Source organism: Streptosporangium pseudovulgare (genome assembly GCF_014648055.1).
GTDB classification, from domain to species: Bacteria; Actinomycetota; Actinomycetes; order Streptosporangiales; family Streptosporangiaceae; genus Streptosporangium; species Streptosporangium pseudovulgare.
Window position 1 is genome coordinate 108,331 of the sequence record NZ_BMQJ01000007.1, and the last position, 19,307, is coordinate 127,637.

Genomic DNA, 19,307 nt, shown 5'->3' on the forward strand with positions numbered 1-19,307 from the left:
GGCGCAGTCTCCCACTGGGGGATCTCCTCTCCATCTCGTCTACCGGGTTAGCTGACGGGTTCGGGCGGTGGAGTGCCCTACCACCGCGTTCGCGGCGGATTCACCCCGGAAGGGTGGGTCCCCGGCTCCCGTGGCCCTGGCGGCTTCGGGATTCGACGTCGGCCCGGCCGCTCCCTCGGATGAGGGTGCAGGTCACCTGCCGATGACTAGGACACTACCGGGCAAATGCGACAAAGCAAAGCAGAACCCATGGAAACGCCAGAAGATCTACCTTCTATAGCCAAGAAAGGGCAGGCGTCCGGGTTTAGCCTCCGTCAGACCGGCTCGGACCAGGGGATACACGCCGCGGCGAATTACCTGAAGGTGATTCACCGCCGCCATTCCCGGTGGTCCGGCCCGCCGTTCCCACCCGGCCTCGCGGGCCCCGCGCCCGCCCCCCGGGACGTCCCCGCACCGGTCAGTCCCACCAGAACGACCAGGCGTTCCTGCCCATGATCTGCTCGGCATAGCCGGCGAGCGTGCCGGCGCTGTAGATGACGCTGTCCGGGCAGAACGTCCAGTGCTCGGCCGCGACGTGCAGGGCGTGCTCCGCCGTCGTCGGGGGCGCCGCGACGCTCAGGTCAAGGGTGTTGAAACCCACGCCCACCAGCCGCGCCCCGAACCGCTCCTCCCAGCTCCGCACCACGGCGGCCAGCGGGACCATCCACTCGTTGTGGTTCAGCGCGCCCTGCCATCCCATGACGGCCAGCGCGTCGGCCCCCCGGCCGGCGGCCACCAGGCCCAGGGGGGTCCTGCGCTCGGCGACCAGGCCGGCGTACCAGTCGGCGACCACGTCGGGGTCGGCGGCGAGCCGCCCGGAAGGGGCCGGCCCCGGGCACCGCGAGCCGAACGGGGCCAGCAGCTCCAGCTGGTCGTCGCTCGCCTTCTCGGTCCAGTCGGCCCAGACCTCGGCCATGAAGGCGGAGGTGTGGTAGTTGTCGATCTCCTCCACCGTGTCCGGGGCGATCTGCCCGGACGACCACGGCTGGACGGAGTCCTCCAGCAGCAGCGGCCACAGACCCGAGCGCGGATGCTCGGCCCGCAGGCCGGACCACAGCTCGGCGGAGACCGGCTCGTCACTGAGCCAGAAGGCCGGACGGTAACCGACCATCAACGGGGAGTAGCCGGGGTCGGGCCACACCACGTCGCCCGGAGGCAGCTCGACCGAGAGCGCCCGGCCCTCACCGCCGCCGGCGAACAGCTGGCCCAGCAACGGCGGAAGTTGCCCCCGCTCGCAATCGCTCATCCCTGTCGATCCGATCCTGACCACGGACCAATTTTGGCCTGTCAGGCGGCGGGAGGACAGTTCTCCCCCCAGCGCGGCCGAAAAACAACGCGCTCGCGGCCCTCGCGGGGAGGACTCCCCCCCGCCTCCCGGCGGGAAACGGGCGGCCTGCCAGGGGGGGCCGGGCGGTCTCCCCGTGAGGACGCCGGACGATCCTCCGCCGTCTCCCGTCGGGAACCGGGCGGCCTTCTCCGCCGCCCTCAGCGGGAACCGGGCGGCGCGGACGCGAGCTCCGCGAGCTCGCGGACCACCTCGACGAACCCGCGCACCAGCGGGTCGTCCGTACCCTCGTGCCAGGCCAGGGCCACCCGCAGCGGCTCGACGTCGGTGAGGGGCACCCAGGCGAGGTCGGGGCGGGCGTAGTAGCGGGCCATGCTCGACGGGGCGAAGCAGACGGCGACGCCCTCGGCCACCTGCTCCAGCATCTCCTCGACGTTGTCGTTGGTCGGTCCCCAGCGCGGGGCTGAACCGTCCGGCCGGGGGTTGACCGCCCACCAGTCCACCCATTCGCGCGGCGCCCGCTCGGTCCACATCAGGGGCTCCTCGGCCGTCTCCATGATGGAGACGCCGTCGCGGCCGGCGAGCGGGTGACCTGACGGCAGGCCGACGACCCGTCCCTCGACGTGCACGATCTCGGACCGCATGCCGGTGAGGTCGGCGGGCAGCCAGGCGAAGGCGACGTCCACCCGGCCCTCGCGCAGCGCGGCGGCCTCCTGGCCCCAGTCGAAGCGCTTGGGCTCCACCCGCACGCCGGGGTGGCGGCGGGCGAACTCGGCGCGGGCGCGGGTGGTGAGCTCTCCGGCGCCGCTGGCCTCGAACCCGACGCGCAGCCTCCCCGCCCGTCCCAGCCGGTGCCGCTCCGCGGCGGCCGTCACCCGGTCGGCCTGCAGGAGCGTACGGCGGGCCTCGTCCACCACCTCGCGTCCGGCGGCGGTCGCCCGCACGCCCCCGGCGTGCCGGTCGAACAGCCGGACGCCGAGCTCGCCCTCCAGGCTCCTGAGGGCGTAGGACAGGGCGGGCTGGCTGACATAGAGGCGCTCGGCGGCCCGCCCGAGGTTCCCCACCTCGTCGATCACGACGAGGTACCGCAACTGGCGAAGCTCCACCCTGCGATCATAAATCCCCTTTATGGCTTGCCTCGTTCTCTGTCTTGGACGCCCCCGCATGCCGTCCGGCATAACGGAAGACGTTGACGACGACATGGAGGCCGAGATGGACATCCGTACGGGTACCGAGACGAACACCGGGACGAGCGCTCCCGCACGCCGGGCGGAGGGCCGGGTCTGGCTGATCACCGGCGCGTCCTCCGGCTTCGGCCGGGCGATCGCCGAGGCGGCGCTGGCGGCCGGTGACACCGTCGTCGCGGCGGCCCGCAGGCCGGAGGCGCTCGACGACCTGGCCGCCGCCCACCCGGAGCGGGTCGTCATGGTCGGGCTGGACGTCACCGACACCGCCCGGATCGCCGCAGTGGTCGCCGAGGTCGTCCTCTGGTACGGGCGCGTGGACGTGCTGGTCAACAACGCCGGGCGAGGGCTGGTCGGCGCCGTCGAGGAGACCTCCGACCGCGAGCTGCGCGACCTGATGGAGCTGCACTTCTTCGGCCCGGCGGCGCTGACGCGAGCCGTGCTGCCGCACATGCGCCGGCAGGGATCGGGCGCGATCGTGCAGATGAGCAGCATGGGCGGCCGGTTCACCTTCCCGGGCGTGGGCGCCTACTCGGCGACCAAGTTCGCCCTGGAGGGGCTCTCCGAGGCGCTCGCCCAGGAGGTCGCGCAGTTCGGGATCAAGGTGCTGGTCGTCGAGCCGGGGGCGTTCCGGACGGGCTTCGCCGCCGGCGGCGCCCTGCTGCAGTCGGCCGCCATCCCCGCCTACGAGGCCGTCGTCGGGCAGGTCCGCGCGGACCTGCCCGGCTCCGACGGCAGGCAGCCCGGCGACCCGGCCAAGGCGGCGGCGGCCATCCTCGCCGCCCTCGACGCGGAGGAGACCCCGCTGCGCCTTCCGCTGGGCGACGACGCCGCCGACGCGATCGCGGCCAACCTGGAGAACGCCCGCGCGGAGTTCGCCGCCTGGGAGAAGGTGGCCCGCGCCACCGGCTTCGACGCCTGACCGGCCCGGCGCGCCCCCGGGGCCGGGCGGGGGCGGGAATCCGCCGGGCCGGCCCCCGGCTCCACGCGGGAGAGGGACCAGGACCCGGGACGCCTCAGAGCCGGCCCGGCGAACCCCGGCTCCGCGCGGGGAGGGACCGGGTTCGATGGAAGCGGGCCCCGATCAGGTCACGGGACGATAACGGTTGACCGTTACCGTCCCAATGAAGATCGGAAACGGATATCCAGGAGCGGCTCCGTCCCCTTTTCGACCTGGAAGACGGCCCATGTCCCACCCCGAACGCACCCGACACTCGCGCCGCGCACCGCGCCCCCGGCCCGCCTGGCCCCTCCGGCTCGCCCGGAGCCTCCCCGTCCGGGTGGTCCTCGTCGCGGCCGTGACCCTGGCCGCCTTCGCCTACTCCAACAACGGCTCCTGGCGGGCGCACGGCAAGGGCGAACCGCTGCTCCTCGCCCACCGCGGCCTGGCGCAGACGTTCGGCTTCGAAGGCATCACCAACGAGACCTGCACGGCCGAGCGCATCCACCCGCCGGAGCACTCCTACCTGGAGAACACGCTGGCCTCGATGCGGGCGGCCTTCAGGGCGGGGGCCGACATGGTCGAGTTCGACGTCCAGGTGACCCGGGACCGCCGGATCGCCGTGTTCCACGACGCCACCCTCGAATGCCGCACCGACGGCCGGGGCGAGGTCCGCGACCACACCCTCGCCGAGCTGCGACGCCTCGACATCGGCTACGGCTACACCGCCGACGGCGGCGCGACCCACCCCTTCCGCGGCAAGGGCGTGGGCCGCATGCCGACTTTGGAACAGGTCCTCGCCGCGTTCCCGGAGCGGAAGCTGCTGATCCACGTCAAGAGCGACGTGGCGGCCGACGGCGACCTGCTCGCCGGCCGCCTGGCCACGCTGCCGCCGGAGCGGCTCGCCGCGCTCACCGTGTACGGCGGGGACAGGCCGGTGGCCGCGCTGGCCGCGCGGCTGCCGGCCGTACAGGTGATGTCGAAGGCCCTCATGATGGACTGCCTGAAGCGCTACGTCGCCGTGGGCTGGACCGGATCCGTCCCCGACGCGTGCGCCGGCCTGGAACTGCACGTCCCGGAGAAGTACGGCCGGTGGCTGTGGGGCTGGCCCAACCTGTTCGTCGAGCGCATGCGCGCCCGCGGCACCCGCGTCGTCGTCGTGGCGGGATCCGGCGACTTCTCCGAGGGCTTCGACGCCCCCGCCGACCTCTCCCGCCTCCCCGAGGGCTACACCGGCGGCGTCTGGACCAACCGCATCGACGTCGTCGCCCCGCTCCTGGACCGGTGAGACCGGCCGGGGAGCACGCGGTGGTCAGCGGCCGACGGCCGCCCGTACCTCCCTCATCAGGGCCGCCGCCTCGGTGACGGTCTCGGCGATCCGCTCCGCCGGCTCGCCGACGCGGCCGAGCAGCCGCCCCGCCCGTACGGCGAAGTCCTCGGGCGCGGCGGGCAGCCGGCCGGCCGAGGCCACCATGCCCTTCTCGTTGATCAGCCAGCGGCCCGCGTGCCCGTGCAGCGCCTGGCAGGCGACGCCGACCGCGCGGAACAGACAGCCGGCCGCGTAGGCGGGGTCGGCTCCGGACACCCCGTAACGGGCCAGCTCGACGCAGAAGTCCGCCTCCCACATCCCGTCGGCGAGCGCGTCGCCCAGGGCGGGCGGGTAGGCGCGGGTCCGCTCCCGCAGGTCCGTCAGCTCCCCGCCGGGATCGGCCAGCACCCGGCACAGCGCGACCTCGCCGGCGTAGGCGTGGGAGTAGAAGCCCAGCGGGTGGCCGGGCTGGACGCCGATCTCGTAGCGGCCCTCCCGGCAGCCGGCCCAGACCCGGTGGACCCGGTCCAGGTCGCGGTAGATCCAGTCGACCCGGTGACCGCCGACGGTCAGCCAGCCCCCGCCGTTCACCCACGGGCCCCAGCCGCCCGGCGCGGTCAGCTCCGCCCGCTCCCCCGCCTCCCGTACGGCCAGCGCCCGCAGCGCCGTCACGTCCAGCTCTCCCCGGTAGTACAGCCCGAGGTCGAAGTCGGAGTCCGGGCGGTGCGTGCCGCGGGCCCGGCTCCCGCCGAGCACCACCGCGACCACTCCGGGCACCTCCGCCATCCACCCGGCGAGCGCCTCCAGCTTCGTGTCGTCCACGACGACATGATCACACAGCCGTCCCGCCGGCGGCGTCGGCGTCAGTCGTCGTCCTCGTCATCGTCCTGGTCGGCGGCGGCCGTCGAGGTGATCCCGCCGGTGGCGGCGTCCACGACGATCTCCTGCACGGCCCCCTTGCCGTCGGCGACCTCGACCTCCCACGAGGTGGCGTCGCCCTCGGTCTCCAGCTCGGTGGAGACGATCCATCCGCCGCTCACCTTCGACAGCGCGGTCCGCTGGGCCTGCTCCGCCGGTACGGCGGGCTTGCGCAGGGCGCCCGCGTCGTCGCCGGAGCCGGTCCCGGGGGTGGCGGACGAGGACGGCGAGGCCGGGTCGGCCTGGATCTCGTCGGCGAGGGCGGCGCCGCCACCGGCCACGACTCCGGCGAGGGCGAGTCCGGCGATAACGATCATCGGCTTGCGCATCGGGCTTTCTCCATATCCGTTGAGAGGCGCGGTTCCGTGGAATCCGCGACGACCCCTCAAGGCTGCTCGCCCGGGTGATAGCGCGTTGCTGCGAAGTTCCTAAGGAATCGTTAACAGCCCGCCCCGGACGGCCCGCCGGCGGCGCCCCGGGATCGGCCGGCGGCCGGGGCGCCGCCGGAGGACGCCGCCGAGCCCGACCGGATCCTGCCGGGATCGGCCGGCGGCCGGGACGCGGCCACCACGCCCCCACGGGCCGCGGTCTCCGGGCCGCCGGCGATCGACGCCCGTACGCGCAGGTCAGGACGTCACCGCGCACTGCCCCCTGTTCTCCCTGACGGGACCGGCCCCTCCGGGGCGGATGTCGAAATCGAACATCTCCGTGGGCAGGTAGAGCGTGCAGCAGGCGTTCGGGACGTCGACGATCCCGCTGATCCGCCCCTCCACGGGCGCGGAGCCGAGGAGCAGGTACGCCTGCTCACCCGTGTAACCCCACTTCCTGAGGTACTCGATGGCGTTGAGGCACGCCCGGCGGTAGGCCAGCGTCGCGTCGAGGTGGTGGTTGACGTCCCTGTCGTGGTCGACCGAGATGCCGACGAACGACAGGAACTCCGAGTAGCGCGGTTCCACGTTTCCCGGCATGAAGACCGGGTTGGTGGTCACGCCGTACTTCTCCATGCCTCCCTTGATGAGGTCCACGTGGAGGTCGATGAAACCTCCCATCTCCACCGCGCCACAGAAGGTGATCTCGCCGTCGCCCTGGCTGAAGTGCAGGTCTCCCCCGGAGAGCTTGGCGCCCTCCACGTAGACGGGGAAGAAGACCCGCGCCCCGCGGGTGAGGTTCTTGATGTCCTGGTTGCCGCCGTTCTCCCGGGGAGGCACGGTGCGGGCGCCCTCGCGGACGATCCGCGCGGCCAGTTCGCCGGTGGCCGTCCCGGCGAGGGCGCCGTCGGACAGCGGCGGCAGCGCCAGCGGCGGGACCCGGTTGGGATCGGTGTCGATGAGGGCCTGCTCCCGGCGGTTCCAGCGCGCGAGCATCTCCTCCGACGGCGCCGTGCCGAACAGCCCCGGATGGGTGATGCCCGTGTACCGGATGCCGGGCAGGTGGCGTGACGTCGCGAATATGCCGTGGAAGTCCCAGACCGCCTTGTAGGCGTCCGGGAAGTAGTCGGTCAGGAAACCGCCGCCGTTCACCCTGGCGAAGATTCCGGTGTACCCCCACCCCTGCCCGGACACGGGGCCGGACTGCTGGGGGATCGGGCCGATGTCGAGGATGTCGACGATCAGGAGGTCGCCCGGTTCGGCGCCCTCGACCCCGATGGGGCCGCTCAGCATGTGCGGGACGGACAGGTCGACGTCCCGCACGTCGTCGGCCGAGTCGTTGTTCCCGATCTGGGAGTCGGTCCAGTCGCGGCACTCCAGGCGGAACTCGTCTCCCGGCCGCACGGTGGCGACCACCGGGATGTCCGGATGCCACCGGTTGTGGCCGGGCACGTCCTGGTCCCGCATTGACTTCGACTGGTCCACGCCGAACACGACTTCTGGCATGACGGCCCCCTTCTCGTGGAATCCGTGCTCCCGGTACGGCGGGCGCCGGCGGGCGAGCCGGGTGACCCCGTACCGCTCATGGCCTGGGCAGGCGTGCCGTCGCCGGGTGCGGAGGGCGCACGGCCCGCCGGCCGGGCGGCGCGGGGACGACCTCGGGCGCCTCCCGGCTCCGTTCCCCACGGTCGAGGGCGGCCGACAGCGCGGGAGACACCCGGGAAAGGCGAGGTGCGGACAGGACGCGCCGCGCGGCCCGCTCACAGGCGGGGCAGTCCCGGGTGGGCGGCGCGGCCCCCATCGGCAGGCGCACCTCGAAGCGGCCGCACTCCGGGCAGAGATATTCGTAGGTGACCATGGGCACCCCTCCGCGTCGGAAGGACGGATCTCCGGTACGGCCACGGGGCCGGCCCCCGGAATCGGATGGATCGCCTCTCATCACGTCGGATGACCCGGACAACGCGTTCCCGCCGGACCGGTCGCGTTCCCCCGGATGACCGACGATGTCTCCCGGTCTCCCGGTCTCCCTGGTCTCCCGGGTCTTCCGAGACTCCCGGGCGATGTTCCCCCCGGGCGACCGCGAACGTCTCCCGGCAGGCGGGACGCTACCCCGCCGACCGGCGAGAGTCCGTTTCATACCCGCCGTGAGCAGGGCGAATCCCGGCGCGCCGGGGCCGGGCCCGTTCTCAGCGGGCCGGGCCGGGGCCGAGCTCGACGACGACCTCGGCTCCCCCCGAGGCGCGTGTGCGGGCCAGCAGGCCGCCGCCCGACTCCTCGGCGGTGCGGCGCGCGATGTCGAGACCGAGACCGGTGGACGCGCCGCCGCTCACCCCCCGGCCGGTCGGGTCCGGGTGGGCGAAGCCGGGTCCCTCATCGGTGATCACCAGCCGGGCTCCGCCCCCGGGCCGCCGGGGTGTCAGCTCGACGGCGAACGGGGTGCCGTCGGGGGTGTGGGCGAACACGTTCTCCAGCAGCAGGTCCACGCAGGCCGCGAGATCGTGCTCGCTCACCCCCACGGTGATCGGGTCGTCCGCGAGGTCCAGCCGCAGCGGCCGGTCCTGGTCCTCGGCGAGCGCCGACCAGAAGGCGACCCGCTCGCCGACGACCCGGGTGGCGTCGCAGCCCGGCACGCCGTCCCGGTCGAACCGGCGCGCCTCGCGGATGATCTGGTCGACCATGCGCTCGACGCTGTCGACGACCCGTCCCACCCGTTCCGCCTCGTCCCGGTCGCGCATGCCGTCGGCCTCCAGCCGGAGCGCGGTGACCGGGGTGCGCAGCCGGTGGGAGAGGTCGGCGACCGCCTCGCGTTCGTGGGTGAGCAGCCCGCGGATGCGGGCGGCCAGGTGGTTGAGGGCGTTGCCGACCTCGCGGATCTCCGGCGGGCCCGCCGGTTCCACCCGGGCCCGCAGGTCACCTCGGGCCAGCCGCCGGGAGACCTCCGCGACCTGCCCGACCGGCCGGATCAGGGAGCGGGCGAGCCGGTCGGCGACGGTGATGCCGACGAGGAGCAGCGCCAGCCCGGTCAGGCCGAGCACCAGCCAGGCCCACCCGACCCCCCGGCGCAGCCGTTCGGCGTCCACGAACGCGCGGACGACCATGGTGCCGCGCTCCCCACCCTGGACGGCCACCAGCACCTCCCGGCCCGCGGGCGTGTCGACGGTGATGCTCCGGCCGCGCGCGGCCAGCTCGACGCCGGGTCCGCGCGGCGCCAGCGCGCCGAGGAAACCGTGACCGGGCAGGAAGACGGTGATCGGCACCCCGCCGGCGCCGCTCGCCTGCCGTACGGTGGCCTCCAGGACCTTCCGGTCGTCCAGCGCCGCGGCGGTGGCGACCGACTGCGCCCACGTGGTGGCGGCGGCCGTGGCCCGCTCGGCCGCCAGCGTCCTGACCAGCAGGGCGAGCGGCACGAGGAAGGCGATCAGGACCAGCGAGGTGGTCGCCACCGCGAGCAGGGCAAGGCGTCGCCTCATCGGGGTCTCCTCACGTCCCCGGATCGACGATCTTCACGCCCACGCCGTGAACGGTCTGCAGGTAGCGGGGCCGCTGGGCGCTCTCGCCGAGCTTGCGGCGCAGCCACGACAGATGGACGTCGACGGTCTTGTCCGCGCCGCCGTACGCCATCCGCCACACCTCGGCCAGCAGTTCCCGCTTGGGGACGACCTGGCCGGGGCGGAGCGCGAGGTAGTGCAGCAGGTCGAACTCCTTGGGCGTCAGGTCGAGTCTCACTCCGTCGAGGAACGCCTCCCGGCCGGCCGGTTCGATGAGCAGCCCGCCGACCCGCACCGGCGCCGCCTCGGCGCCGGCGCCCGCGTCCCGGCCGCGGCGCAGCACGGCCCGGATGCGCGCGTCCAGCTGGGCCGCGCTGAACGGTTTGACGACGTAGTCGTCGGCTCCGGCGTCCAGTGCCCGGACGATCTCCGGTTCGGCGTCGCGCGCGGTCGCCACGATGACCGGGACGGCGCTGACGGCCCGGAGCATGCGCAGCACCTCGCAGCCGTCGAGGTCGGGCAGGCCCAGGTCGAGCACGACCAGGTCGGGCCGGTCCTCCACCGCCAGGGTGAGTCCGGGCATGCCCGCGACGGCCGAGGTCACGGCGTGGCCCCGGTCGGTCAGCGCGCGGCTCAGCGCGGATCGAACCTGGGCGTCGTCCTCGACGAGCAGCAACCGGGCCACGGTGACGTACCGACCTCTCCTGGCTGGTTAACGGTCCCGACGAGAATGGAAGGTTCCCCGTCGGACAGGAAAGACACCGGGGGAGGAAACCCGCCGACGGGAGGGACGTGATGGACCGCCGCGCGTTGCTGGGGGTGGGGGGCTGGCTGGCCGCCGCCGTCCTGACCACGATCGCCGTCGTCTGGGCGGTGTCCCTGATCGGCACCGACATCACCGGCCCCGCCGCCCGCCCCATGACCCTGGAGGAGGTCGAGCGGGCCCTGGCCACCGCTTCCGCCGTGCCGAGCGTCGGGCCGCCGGCCTCGGCCGGTCCCGGCTCGCAGGCCCTCGGCTTCTCCTACGCCGAGGGGTCGGTGACCGCCGCCTGCGACGCCGGGCGGGCCCTGCTGCTGTCCTGGACGCCCGCCCCCGGGTACGGCGTCGACGACGTCGAGCGCGGTCCGGCCCACACCGCCTCGGTGGTCTTCGAGTCGGACGACCGCACGACCACGGTCAGCCTGACGTGCCGCTCGGGAACGCCCGTCGCCACGGTCCGCTCCGAGATCGAACACGACGAGGACTGACCGCGGCGGTCCCCTTCAGGTCCCCGCCAGGTCCCGGTCAGGTCCCGGTGGGGACGGACGGCGGCGTGTCCCCGGCCTCCGCGTCGTCCTCCGCGTCGTCCCGGCCCGCCGCCAGCCGGCGTCGTCCGGCGAACAGGAGGAGGGCGCCCGCGGCGGCGCCCGCCGCGCCGCACGCCGCGGCCCAGGGGGCGCTCGCGTGCTCCAGGACGAACCCGGCGGCGGCCGATCCCAGCGCCGTCCCGCTGGTGATCAGCGTGACCAGCCAGGCGAACGCCTCGGTCACCGTTCCGCGCGGGGCGAGCTCCCCGATCAGGGCGAACGTGACCGTCAGCAGGGGCGCCAGGAACAGCCCGGTGACGATCATCAGGCAGGCCATGAGGGGCGGGGCGGGCAGCAGGCAGAGCAGGGCGTAGCCGCCGGCCAGCCCGGCGGCCAGCGGCGGCACCCGCCGTGCGGGACGCGCCGCCGGGCGCATCGCCCCGTACAGCAGGGCTCCGATCATGGCCCCGAGCGCGTTCAGCGCCAGGAGCGCGGGGGCGCCGCCGAAGACGCGGTGCTCCTCGGCGTAGGAGACCACCAGGACGTTGAGCGTGCCGATGGCGACGCCCGCGCCGGTGAGCCCGGCCAGCAGGAGGAGCAGGGCCCGGCTGCGCAGCGGCCCGAGCCAGTCGGTCGAGCGGAAGGGGGCCCGCCAGTCGCGGGAGGGCGGGGCGGTCACGACGAACAGCACGCCGGCGACGCCCAGGGCCGCCCCGGCCCACAGCGCGGCGACCGGCGAGGCCAGCGCCACTGCGCCGGCCACCACCAGCGGCCCGCCGATGAAGATCAGCTCCTGGGCGGCGGCGTCGAGGGCGTAGGCCGACCCCAGCAGCTCGGGGCCGACGAGGTTCGGCCACAGCACCCGCAGGCACGGTTCGAGCGGCGGCGTCGCCGCGCCCGCGAGGACCGCCCCGGTCAGCACCGCGTACGGGTTCCCGGGCGCGACGGCGACGGCCGCGAACCCGGCGGCCGCCGCGAGCGCCGCCGGGAGGAGCACCCGCGCCTGGCCGGCCCGGTCCACCATGCGTCCCAGGACGGGCCCGCCCACGGCCGCCGCGACGGCGAAGGCCCCGGCCGCGACGCCGACGAAGGCGTAGCCGGCGCCGTTCTCCCGCAGCGCCAGGGGGATGGCCACGGCCGCCATCGCGCTGGGCAGGCGGCCGACGAGGCTGCCCAGCAGCAGCCGGACGACGTACGGGACGCGGAGCAGGCTGAGATATCCCATCCGAGCATTCTGAACCGATCCGCGGGCGTACGGGAGGTGCCGGTCGTGTCACCTGCCGCGGCGGCGGGGTGGCGGGGCGGCAGGGCGGCCGTGCCGGCGAACGCGCGGGCGGGCCGTACCGGGGGCGGCGCGGGCCGTACCGGGGGCGGCGCGGGCCGTACCGGGGGCCACGCGGGCCGTGCCCGCGAACGCGCGGGCCGGCCGTACCCGCGACCGCGTCCCAGTGAAATGTCCGGTACGGTCATACACCGCCGTCTGCCGGGACGAAACGGGAGGAACCAATACCGTGGTGCGCAAGGCGCGTGAGGCGCTGCCCATCGCCGTCCTGGCGGTGAGCCTGACCGGCTGCGGCCTCGTGTCGCCCTTCTCCGCCCGGCCGGCCGGCACGCCCGCCGCGGCCTCCCCCTCCCGGCCGGGCGCGACGCCCGCCCCCGCCACCACCCCGGCGCCGACGCCGGAGCCGTCGTCCGGGGCGCCCCGGCTCACCCCCGCCGCGGCGAAGAAGGCCGCGGCGTCCTGGGTCGCCGCGTACAACAAGATGATCAAGAAACGCGGATGGTGGCGTGACCCGGCCCTGATGGTCACCCTCCTCGGCGAGGCCGCCCTGCACGAGGCGGTCATCGACCGCGCGCACGCGGCGGAGGACAAGAAGCGGACCCGCAAGCCGATCCGGCTGACCGGCAGGCAGACGTACTACGTGCCCCGGGAGCAGCCGCCCGGCGGGGAGTGGTTCATGCTCCAGGCGACCTACCGCGGGGAGGACCGCCCGCACATCCTGTCCTTCTGGCGGGAGGCCGGCACGCCGTCCTTCGTCCTGGCGGGGAAGAGCCCGCTGCACTACGGCGAGCGGGTCCCCGAGCCGCGCCGGGACTCCGGCGGCTACGTCACCGCCGCGCCGCGCACGGTCGGCACGCTCCTCGCCCTGGAGTACCAGACCTTCTGGAACTCCCCCAAGCACACGAGCGCGGCGGGCGCCACCGGCTACCGGCTGGCCAAGGACAACTTCAGCCGCCGCGCCTTCCCCCAGGTCTACAAGGGCCTCTACGCGGCCTACCGGTCCTTCACCCCCGCCTACGGCTTCGTCACCCGGAGCGGCGGCTCGTTCTACCTCTTCAGCCTGCTCAACCACCCGCAGGGGGTCACGCAGGTCCTCACCGTCGGCGCGTTCGTCCCCCGGGGCCGTAAGACGATCGACGAGATCGCCGGAGACTGGTACGCCTGACCGTCCGCCGGACCGGCCGGCGACGCGGCGCGTCGCCGGCGGGTGATCGCGCTCGGCCGGATCCTTCCGCTCGCCGGATCCCGGCGGGCCTCCACGGCGGCCTGCCCGCTCTCGGCGCCACGGCTTGAAAACATATCTCCAATCTGTTTTCATGGCCACAGAGAGGAGATCGCGACATGCGAGCCATCATCATCGGAGCGGGGATCGCCGGACTGGCCGCCGCGCTGCGGCTGGAGCAGGCCGGCTGGGACGTCCTGGTGGCCGAGCGGGCGCCGGAGCGCCGCGGCGGCGGCTACGGCGTCACCTTCGGCGGGATCGGCCACGACGGCGCCGAGCGGATGGGGATCCTGCCCGCTCTGCGGCGGCGGGCCTTCACCACCCGGGAGCTGGTCTACCGCAGGCCGGGCGGAGAGCCCCGCTTCACGCTCAGCGGCCAGGTCATCACCGCCACCATGGGCGCCAGGTCCTTCAACATCCTGCGCGGCGACATCGAGGCGGTGCTGTACGAGGCGGTCAGGGAATCGGCCGCGATCCGCTTCGGCACCACGGTCACCGCGGTCGGCCAGGACGACGAGGCGGTGCACGTCACCCTCAGCGACGGCACTGTCGAGCACGCCGACCTGCTCATCGGCGCCGACGGGCTGCACTCCGCGACACGTGCCCTCGTCTTCGGGCCCGAGGAGGACTACCGCCTCGACATGGGGCACCGGGTCGCGGTCTACATGCTCGGGGAGCGGCCCGCCGGCCTGCCGGAGGGCACCACGGGCACCATCAGCGCGGGCGGGCGCACGTTCGCGATGATGAGCGTCGGCGACGGCCGTACGGCCGCCTTCTTCGGCTACCGCAGCGACCTCGGCCGCCCGCAGAGGTCGCCGGAGGAACTGCACGAGGTCTACGGCGACATGGGCTGGCTGGTCCCGCAGGCGCTGGAGGGCCTCAGGAGCGCCGACTCGGTCTACTTCGACACCATCAGCCAGATGGTGGTGGACCGGTGGAGCCACGGCCGGGTCGTGCTGCTCGGCGACGCCGCCTGGTGCGTCACGCTGTTCGCCGGCTACGGCTCCTCCCTCGCCGTCGGTGGCGCCGACCTGCTCGGCGCCGCCCTGGAACGCCACCCCGGCGACGTCGCGGCCGCGCTCGCGGAGTGGGAGGCGCGGCTGCGGCCGGAGGCGGAGAAGAAGCAGAGACTCGGCCGCCGGGTCAAGGGGGTCTACGCCCCGCGCAGCCAGGTCGCGCTGGAACTCACCCAGCTCCCGCTGCGGCTGTCGTCGTGGGGGCCGGTCCGGCGGATGGTCGAGCGGAGGTTCCAGCTGCGAGGATGAGGTCCTGCCCTTCTGAAAACATATGATCGGCATGTTCATATGGAAGGGACTCGCTCATGCCTCCAGCCTTCTCCGCCGAGGAGCGAGCCCGTATCACCGGGCTTCTCGTGGCCAACGGCCGACGCCTGTTCACCACCCAGGGCCTGCGCAAGACCTCCCTGGAGGACCTGGTCGCCGGCACCGGCATCGCCAAGAGCACCTTCTACGTCTTCTTCGACTCCAAGGAGGCGCTCTACCTGGAGCTGATGCTCGCCCAGATGGCCGAGGTCAAGCACCGCGTCATCGACCAGGCGCTGCTGGGCGGGCCCGACGCCCGCGCGGGACTGCGCCGCTTCCTGCACGCCACCATCGAGGAACTGACCACCAACCCGCTGTACGGCAGGCTGATGACCCACCCCGAGGAGATGGAGGCCGTGACCAGGAGGCTGGATCCCGACCGGGTGGCGTCCGCGCCGGAGAACCCGGTCACCGCGCTGGCCGCCTTCCTCGCCCGGCACGGCGAGGACTTCGTCGACGCCGACCCCGCCGTGATCACCGGCGTCCTGCAGACCGTCCTCCTGGCGCCCATGCACAGGGACAGGCTGGCCGACCCCGACCTGTACCCGAAGATCCTCGACCTGCTGATCGACATCGTCGCCACCGGCCTGACCGAGAGATCGCCGCGGCCCCGCCCTTCGTGAGGGCGCAGTGTCCGTCTCCGCAGTGCGGGATGCGGCGTCCGTCTCCGCGGTGCGGGATCTCGCCGCCTCCGCCGCCGGACCCTTCCGGCCGCGGAGGCGGGGCGCCGGGGATATCCGGTGGTACCGCCCCGTGCGGGTGTGCCACCGTGGGCGGATGCGACAGACCGTGGGCCCACGCCGGGCCCGGCCCGAGGACGCCGAGCGGATCGCCGACGTCTTCCTGGCCGCCCGCGCCGGGATGACCTACCTGCCGGACCTGCACACCGACGAGGAGACCCGGAGCTGGATCGCCCACGTCGTGATCCCGGACGACGAGGTCTGGGTGGCCTGCCCGGACGGCGAGGTCGCGGCCTTCGCCGCGCTCGGCGACGGATGGCTGGACCACCTGTACGTCGCGCCGGAGGCCCAGGGCCGGGGCGTCGGCGCCGCGTTGCTCGCGCTGGCCAAGGAACGGCGGCCGGACGGGCTCGACCTGCACGTGTTCCAGGAGAACACCGGCGCCCGCCGCTTCTACGAGCGGCACGGCTTCACCCTGGTGGAGCTGGGCGACGGCGGCGGCAACGAGGAGAACCTCCCCGATGCCCGCTACCGCTGGCGGCCCGCCGCCCGGAACGCCTGACCGTACGCTTCCCGGCTCCGCCGCCCGGAACGCCTGACCGTACGCTTCCCGGCTCCGCCGCCGGACGCCCGACCGTACGCCTCCCGGCTCCGCCGTCTGGAACGCCCGGCCTCGCTCACCGCCCCGGCGTCCGGCCGTACGCGCCCCGGGTCCGCCGCAGGGTCGCCGCGACGGCGTGGGCGAAGCCGTCCACGTTGTCGATCATGATGTTATGGCCGCAGTCCGGGACCGCCATGACGTCCACCCCGGCCGCGGCCAGCCCGGCGGCGCCGTCCGGCGCCCCGTCGGCCTCGGGGTGGAGGAAGGCGCGCGGGATCGTGAGCTCCAGCAGCAGTTCGCGCACGGTGCGCGTGGCTCCGCCGTACGGCACGGCGCACCGGACCAGGTGGACCGCGCTGCGGTGCAGCGCCTCGGGGCCGGCCAGGCGCATGGTGGCCGCCCAGTGCGGGCCGACCCGCTCCATGGTCTCCGCCCAGCCGTACCGCAGGAAGTCCTCCTCGGTGTAGCCGGCGATCCCCGAGCTGCCCGGCCGCGGCGCGGGATCGGTCGGATCGAGGTTGGAGTCGACCAGGACGAGCGCCGAGACCAGGTGCGGATGCCGTACGGCCAGCACCGTCGCCACCGCGCCGCCCATGCTGTGCGCCACGACCTCCGCGGTGCCGACGCCCGCCTCGGTCAGCGCGGCGGCGAGCATGTCGGCGTGCCCCTCCAGGGTGTAGCCGAAATCGGCGGGCCGGTCGCTGATGCCGAACCCGAGCATGTCGATCATCAGGGTCCGGTGGCCGGACAGCGCCGGGTGGGTCACGGCCGGGGTGAAGTACGGCGCCGACGACGCGCCGAGTCCGTGCACGAACGCCCTGACCGGTTCCGCGCCCGGCAGCTCCACCCAGCGGATCCGGCTTCCGTCGGCCCTCACCCGCGCGTCACGCATGTGCTCTCCTCCTCTGATGCGCATGTGCGTGTACCGGTGCGCCGACGCGTTCCGGCACGTCAGGTGTCGCCAGGCGCGTCTGATACATCGCGAAGGAGATACTAAGACACCGATATATATCGAGCGCAAGTTACGATGCGGTCATGCTGGAGCTGGCCATCCTGGGGTTCCTCTATGAAGAGCCGCTGCACGGCTACGAGCTGCGCAAGCGCACCGCCGCGCTGACCGGGCACGTGCGGCCGATCGCCGACGGCACGCTCTACCCGGCGATCAAGCGCCTGGAGCGCGCCGGGCTGCTCGCCCGCGAGCTGCGGCCCGGCACGCTCGCCGCCCCCCGGCACGTGCTGAGCCTCACCCCGGCCGGACGGGAAGAGCTGCTGCGCCGCCTGGGTGAGCCGGACGAGCAGTTCGTCACCGACGAGAACCGCTGGTTCACCGTCCTGGCCTTCCTGCGCCACCTCGGTGACCCCGCGCGGCAGGCCGCGGTCTTACGCCGCCGGCTGGACTTCCTCACCGAGCCCGCCAGCTTCTTCTGGGACGGTGACCGCCCGCTGCGCGCCGCCGACTTCGACGACCCCTTCCGGCAGGGCCTGTTCACGATCGCCACCGCGACCAGCCGTACGGAGATCCACTGGTTGCGCGAGACCCTCGACCTGCTGGACCGGGAGCCGGGCCCGGCACGCTGACCGGGGCACGCCGGAGCGGACGCCCGGCGACCGCCATGCGGGTGGGCCGGGAACCCGGATCGGGCCGGCACCCCTTCGGCCGACCTGGCCGGAGGCACGGCTCAGGCCGGTGACCAGACGGCCGGCGGCACGAGCATCTCGTCCTCGGTGCCGGAGGCACGGCTCAGGCCGGCGGCCAGAGTGCCAGTGGCACGAGCATCTCGTCCTCGGTCAGCGCCCCGTGCTCGAAACGCGGGCCGCGCACCGGGAGGGGGAAGCGGGGCGAGGCCGCGACGGCCACCACCTCCCCGAGCCGCTCCCGGACGGCCGGGGTCAGCTCCAGCAGGCCCAGGCCGGGCAGCTCGCCGGCGGCCAGCACGAGCGCGTGCTCGCCGAGCGCGGCGGCGAGCCGTTCCGCCGCCTCGCCGGCCCGTCCCGGGCGCGGGTGGAGCCAGCGCACCCGTCCCGCGCCCCCGCCCGGCAGCGCGCACAGCTCCGGGGCGTCCACCTCGGCCCACGCGGCCTCCAGGACCGGATCGGGGGCGACGGGCACCTGTCCGTGGTCGGAGTGCGCGATCACGTGCCAGCCCCGCGCGGCCCAGGACAGCGCGTGACGCTCCAACCCGGCGACGGCGCGCATGGCGAGAGGGTCGTAACCGTGCCGGTGAAAGTGGTCGTCCAGGTTGACGTAGATCCACAGCAGCAGCCGCCGGCCGTCCGCGGCGTGCTCCGCGAACGCGGCCTCGACGTCGCGGGCCACGGCCGCCACCAGGCTCTCCGGGTCGAGCGCCTGGGCCGCGAGTTCGCGCCGCCGCGCCGCCGGGACGCCGCCGGCGTCCCGGAACGCCGGGAACCGGGCGGCTCCCCGGAGCAGGGCCGCCGACCAGGGGCTCGTGAGCGTGTCGATCTCGCGCCCCACGGCGACGGCGACGGTCCCGGGAAGCGCGGCCGCGCGCTCGAACACGGTCGTCCGCGCCGCGATGAGATCACCGTTCGGCGGACCGCCGTCGGAGAAGGCGCCGCCGGAAAGGGCGTCCACGGGAGGGCCGCCGCCCGGCGGAGCGCCGTCCGCCCGGTCCGGTACGGCTCGCGCGAGGGTCTCGCCGGTGATCACGTTCACGAGGGAGCCGTCGGCGGGCGAGCGGCAGGCGGCTCCGATCGCCAGGTGCCCGGCGACGGGAAGGCCGGTGACCGAGGTCATCCAGGCGGTCGCCGAGGTGCTGGGGAACGTCGAGGTGAGGCGGGCGAGATCGGCCGCGGGCCAGGCCGCGCGGGCCGCCCGCCATGACAGGCCGTCCACCGCGAGGACGACGACGCCGCGCTCGGCCCGGTCCAGCGCCGCCAGGATCCGGTCCGGCACCGCGCGCAACGACTCCCGGGGGTGGGGTGTGACACCGACCCCCGGGACGCCGGCGTGTCCGCCCGTCAGGTCCGCGTCATCCGGCAAGGCCGGACGGGTTTCTCGCGACGGACGTCCCGGGTACTCCGATCATCAGTAATTCGGCACGCAGTCCGTGCAGGTCGTGCGGAATTTCATCACCTGTACGGCCTGGCGCTCGGAGAGCATTGTCTCCACGAGTTCAGGCGTGAGCATAACCGGGGTTTCGGTCGTCGTTTGCTGCAGGATCTCGGGCATCACGCGGGACCTCCTGACGGGGATTTGACGATTTCCCCTGAGATTATGTGAATGAACGTAAAATGGGGCGACTTACCTGTCAACGGGGAAATCGCACAGTCCGCCGTTCATTTACCGGCGGGCTCGCGCCGTGCGCCGGTACGTCCCGTCAACGGCCCCGGCCGCATACCGGTGCGCCGCTCACCGAAC

General features: G+C 74.1%; 20 protein-coding genes and 1 riboswitch. Of the genes, 8 read left to right on the plus strand and 12 right to left on the minus strand.

All coding sequences use genetic code 11. The annotated features are described in order from the left end of the window. Window positions 1-21: 21 nt before the first annotated feature. Window positions 22-159, minus strand: a riboswitch (cyclic di-AMP (ydaO/yuaA leader). Between the two features lie 298 nt (window positions 160-457). Both IEZ10_RS15825 and IEZ10_RS15830 read right to left on the minus strand, forming a co-directional pair. After that, the gene (locus IEZ10_RS15825; protein ID WP_189247264.1) at window positions 458-1,285 is read right to left on the minus strand and encodes a DUF4253 domain-containing protein; all 828 of its coding nucleotides are present in this window, start codon (window positions 1,283-1,285) and stop codon (window positions 458-460) included. A 239-nt stretch (window positions 1,286-1,524) separates the two neighbouring features. After that, window positions 1,525-2,430: a LysR family transcriptional regulator gene (locus IEZ10_RS15830; RefSeq protein WP_189247265.1), complete on the minus strand. Its 906-nt coding sequence runs from the start codon at window positions 2,428-2,430 to the stop codon at window positions 1,525-1,527. Between the two features lie 106 nt (window positions 2,431-2,536). Between IEZ10_RS15830 and IEZ10_RS15835 the strand changes: the two genes are divergently transcribed. Further along, entirely contained in the window at window positions 2,537-3,430 is an 894-nt protein-coding gene (locus IEZ10_RS15835) for an oxidoreductase (RefSeq protein WP_189247266.1), read from the plus strand. 358 nt (window positions 3,431-3,788) lie between these two features. Further along, a complete protein-coding gene (locus tag IEZ10_RS15840; protein WP_229811312.1) occupies window positions 3,789-4,736 on the plus strand; it encodes a glycerophosphodiester phosphodiesterase family protein in 948 nt (315 codons plus the stop codon). A gap of 24 nt (window positions 4,737-4,760) precedes the next feature. On the opposite strand, the gene IEZ10_RS15845 is transcribed toward IEZ10_RS15840, so the two are convergent. The 6 genes from IEZ10_RS15845 to IEZ10_RS15870 all read right to left on the minus strand — a co-directional run bounded on the left by IEZ10_RS15845 (window position 4,761) and on the right by IEZ10_RS15870 (window position 10,216). Further along, complete coding sequence (locus IEZ10_RS15845; protein WP_229811313.1) at window positions 4,761-5,579, minus strand: nucleotidyltransferase domain-containing protein; 819 nt, start codon at window positions 5,577-5,579, stop codon at window positions 4,761-4,763. A gap of 41 nt (window positions 5,580-5,620) precedes the next feature. After that, window positions 5,621-6,004 carry a PepSY domain-containing protein gene (locus IEZ10_RS15850; RefSeq protein WP_189247268.1) on the minus strand — a complete coding sequence of 128 codons (384 nt, stop codon included), beginning with the start codon at window positions 6,002-6,004 and terminating at the stop codon, window positions 5,621-5,623. 297 nt (window positions 6,005-6,301) lie between these two features. Further along, a complete protein-coding gene (gene fmdA / locus IEZ10_RS15855; RefSeq protein WP_189247269.1) occupies window positions 6,302-7,549 on the minus strand; it encodes a formamidase in 1,248 nt (415 codons plus the stop codon). A 76-nt stretch (window positions 7,550-7,625) separates the two neighbouring features. After that, window positions 7,626-7,901 (minus strand): FmdB family zinc ribbon protein, encoded by a 276-nt coding sequence (locus IEZ10_RS15860; RefSeq protein WP_189247270.1) that lies wholly within the window; start codon window positions 7,899-7,901, stop codon window positions 7,626-7,628. A 328-nt stretch (window positions 7,902-8,229) separates the two neighbouring features. Beyond that, the gene (locus IEZ10_RS15865; RefSeq protein ID WP_189247271.1) at window positions 8,230-9,513 is read right to left on the minus strand and encodes a HAMP domain-containing sensor histidine kinase; all 1,284 of its coding nucleotides are present in this window, start codon (window positions 9,511-9,513) and stop codon (window positions 8,230-8,232) included. Between the two features lie 10 nt (window positions 9,514-9,523). Then, complete coding sequence (locus IEZ10_RS15870) at window positions 9,524-10,216, minus strand: response regulator transcription factor (RefSeq protein ID WP_179824319.1); 693 nt, start codon at window positions 10,214-10,216, stop codon at window positions 9,524-9,526. A 110-nt stretch (window positions 10,217-10,326) separates the two neighbouring features. On the opposite strand from IEZ10_RS15870, the gene IEZ10_RS15875 reads away from it, so the two are divergent. Continuing rightward, the gene (locus IEZ10_RS15875) at window positions 10,327-10,779 is read left to right on the plus strand and encodes a hypothetical protein (protein ID WP_189247272.1); all 453 of its coding nucleotides are present in this window, start codon (window positions 10,327-10,329) and stop codon (window positions 10,777-10,779) included. Between the two features lie 37 nt (window positions 10,780-10,816). Here IEZ10_RS15875 and IEZ10_RS15880 read toward each other — a convergent pair whose 3' ends face one another. Beyond that, entirely contained in the window at window positions 10,817-12,043 is a 1,227-nt protein-coding gene (locus tag IEZ10_RS15880; protein WP_189247273.1) for an MFS transporter, read from the minus strand. A gap of 286 nt (window positions 12,044-12,329) precedes the next feature. On the opposite strand from IEZ10_RS15880, the gene IEZ10_RS15885 reads away from it, so the two are divergent. The 4 genes from IEZ10_RS15885 (at window position 12,330) to IEZ10_RS15900 (ending at window position 15,886) form a co-directional block, all read left to right on the plus strand. After that, window positions 12,330-13,265, plus strand: a complete 936-nt coding sequence (locus IEZ10_RS15885) for a DUF8094 domain-containing protein (RefSeq protein WP_189247274.1) — start codon at window positions 12,330-12,332, stop codon at window positions 13,263-13,265. Between the two features lie 176 nt (window positions 13,266-13,441). Next, the gene (locus tag IEZ10_RS15890) at window positions 13,442-14,587 is read left to right on the plus strand and encodes an FAD-dependent oxidoreductase (RefSeq protein WP_189247275.1); all 1,146 of its coding nucleotides are present in this window, start codon (window positions 13,442-13,444) and stop codon (window positions 14,585-14,587) included. A gap of 56 nt (window positions 14,588-14,643) precedes the next feature. Further along, window positions 14,644-15,267, plus strand: coding sequence for a TetR/AcrR family transcriptional regulator (locus IEZ10_RS15895; protein WP_189247276.1), 624 nt, complete (start codon window positions 14,644-14,646; stop codon window positions 15,265-15,267). 154 nt (window positions 15,268-15,421) lie between these two features. After that, entirely contained in the window at window positions 15,422-15,886 is a 465-nt protein-coding gene (locus IEZ10_RS15900; RefSeq protein WP_189247277.1) for a GNAT family N-acetyltransferase, read from the plus strand. Window positions 15,887-16,001: 115 nt separating this feature from the next. Here the strand turns inward: IEZ10_RS15900 and IEZ10_RS15905 are convergent, their stop codons facing one another. After that, entirely contained in the window at window positions 16,002-16,817 is an 816-nt protein-coding gene (locus IEZ10_RS15905) for an alpha/beta fold hydrolase (RefSeq protein WP_189247278.1), read from the minus strand. Window positions 16,818-16,960: 143 nt separating this feature from the next. Between IEZ10_RS15905 and IEZ10_RS15910 the strand changes: the two genes are divergently transcribed. Next, a complete protein-coding gene (locus IEZ10_RS15910) occupies window positions 16,961-17,503 on the plus strand; it encodes a PadR family transcriptional regulator (protein ID WP_189247279.1) in 543 nt (180 codons plus the stop codon). 163 nt (window positions 17,504-17,666) lie between these two features. Here the strand turns inward: IEZ10_RS15910 and IEZ10_RS15915 are convergent, their stop codons facing one another. Beyond that, complete coding sequence (locus IEZ10_RS15915; RefSeq protein WP_189247280.1) at window positions 17,667-18,842, minus strand: alkaline phosphatase family protein; 1,176 nt, start codon at window positions 18,840-18,842, stop codon at window positions 17,667-17,669. A gap of 132 nt (window positions 18,843-18,974) precedes the next feature. After that, entirely contained in the window at window positions 18,975-19,121 is a 147-nt protein-coding gene (locus IEZ10_RS15920) for a hypothetical protein (protein WP_189247281.1), read from the minus strand. Between the last annotated feature and the right edge of the window lie 186 nt (window positions 19,122-19,307).

What these genes read in the sequence shown, in the direction of transcription:
- IEZ10_RS15890 (WP_189247275.1), top strand. Translation starts at nt 13,442, where the DNA reads ATGCGAGCCATCATCATCGGAGCGGGGATCGCCGGACTGGCCGCCGCG.
- IEZ10_RS15895 (WP_189247276.1), top strand. Translation starts at nt 14,644, where the DNA reads ATGCCTCCAGCCTTCTCCGCCGAGGAGCGAGCCCGTATCACCGGGCTT.
- IEZ10_RS15910 (WP_189247279.1), top strand. Translation starts at nt 16,961, where the DNA reads ATGCTGGAGCTGGCCATCCTGGGGTTCCTCTATGAAGAGCCGCTGCAC.
- IEZ10_RS15865 (WP_189247271.1), bottom strand. Translation starts at nt 9,513, where the DNA reads ATGAGGCGACGCCTTGCCCTGCTCGCGGTGGCGACCACCTCGCTGGTC.
- IEZ10_RS15860 (WP_189247270.1), bottom strand. Translation starts at nt 7,901, where the DNA reads ATGGTCACCTACGAATATCTCTGCCCGGAGTGCGGCCGCTTCGAGGTG.
- IEZ10_RS15900 (WP_189247277.1), top strand. Translation starts at nt 15,422, where the DNA reads ATGCGACAGACCGTGGGCCCACGCCGGGCCCGGCCCGAGGACGCCGAG.
- IEZ10_RS15825 (WP_189247264.1), bottom strand. Translation starts at nt 1,285, where the DNA reads ATGAGCGATTGCGAGCGGGGGCAACTTCCGCCGTTGCTGGGCCAGCTG.
- fmdA (WP_189247269.1), bottom strand. Translation starts at nt 7,549, where the DNA reads ATGCCAGAAGTCGTGTTCGGCGTGGACCAGTCGAAGTCAATGCGGGAC.
- IEZ10_RS15905 (WP_189247278.1), bottom strand. Translation starts at nt 16,817, where the DNA reads ATGCGTGACGCGCGGGTGAGGGCCGACGGAAGCCGGATCCGCTGGGTG.
- IEZ10_RS15880 (WP_189247273.1), bottom strand. Translation starts at nt 12,043, where the DNA reads ATGGGATATCTCAGCCTGCTCCGCGTCCCGTACGTCGTCCGGCTGCTG.
- IEZ10_RS15850 (WP_189247268.1), bottom strand. Translation starts at nt 6,004, where the DNA reads ATGCGCAAGCCGATGATCGTTATCGCCGGACTCGCCCTCGCCGGAGTC.
- IEZ10_RS15875 (WP_189247272.1), top strand. Translation starts at nt 10,327, where the DNA reads ATGGACCGCCGCGCGTTGCTGGGGGTGGGGGGCTGGCTGGCCGCCGCC.
- IEZ10_RS15835 (WP_189247266.1), top strand. Translation starts at nt 2,537, where the DNA reads ATGGACATCCGTACGGGTACCGAGACGAACACCGGGACGAGCGCTCCC.